At 69.8% G+C, this 848-nt stretch carries 1 protein-coding gene; it reads right to left on the bottom strand.

Features of this window, described 5'->3' with window-relative positions; translation table 11 throughout:
- Positions 1 to 233 precede the first annotated feature (233 nt).
- On the bottom strand, positions 234 to 848 hold a 615-nt coding region (locus FOE67_RS27240), incomplete at its 5' end, for a CGNR zinc finger domain-containing protein (RefSeq protein ID WP_182667480.1).

Here is an 848-nt window from a genome sequence, read left to right as displayed (position 1 = left end):
GGGTGGGTCGTGTGGGACATGCGGTGGAGTTCCCGTCTGTCGGGGCCGGGTGGGAGGACCGACGCTTCTCCACCACGACCTCTTCATGTGACGTCAGGAAACGTAGAAGGGATGGGCCGGTCCTCAACCGGAGGACCACAGATCGCAGCAATCGGAAAAACCGATACCCCCGACGATCACCGGAAGTTCACCACCGGGCCGCCCGATCCAACACTCCCGCACACCTTCGACCGTTAGGTTCTCCGCCGATCCTCCCGGTGGTGCGCCTCGGGGTGGTCCGGTCCGCCCCGCCGGTGCCGGGCGTAGTGGCGGGCCGCCCGGGCCCGATTGCCGCATCCCCGTGAGCACCAATTGCGGCGTGATCGGGAGTGATCGAAGAAGAAGACGCACCCCGGGGCGGGACAGGCGCGGGGTACGACGGTCGTCCCCCCGGACAGCAGGCGGATCACCTCCCGGGCGATCTCGGCGCGTACGGAGACGAGGGGAGCGGCGGGAAGGGGGGTGACCGCGCGGGGTGCCTCGCCGGCGGGCCAGTGCAGGACCGGATGGGGTGGGGCGGGGGCCGCGGCCAGATTGATCGTCGCCACGTCCATCGGCTCCGGATCCCCGGCGTTCACCCGGGCGTCCAGCAGCCGGCGAACGGTGTCCCGGAGGAGTACGAAGCACTGCAGTTCGGCGTGGTCGATCCCGGTCAGGGCGGCGTCGGGCAGCTCCGTTCCCAGTCGTTTCCGGCAGGAATACAGCCACCAGGCGAGGTGGTTGGGCGAACGGAAGCAGTCCAGCAGTTCACCGGCCACCGGGTGGACGGTGTTGGCGAACTCCAGGGGGAGGGGTTCGCCGTGCAGGGG

This window comes from Streptomyces calidiresistens (genome assembly GCF_014141525.1).
Taxonomy (GTDB): domain Bacteria; phylum Actinomycetota; class Actinomycetes; order Streptomycetales; family Streptomycetaceae; genus Streptomyces; species Streptomyces calidiresistens.
This window is presented reverse-complemented; position numbering and strand designations above follow the sequence as displayed.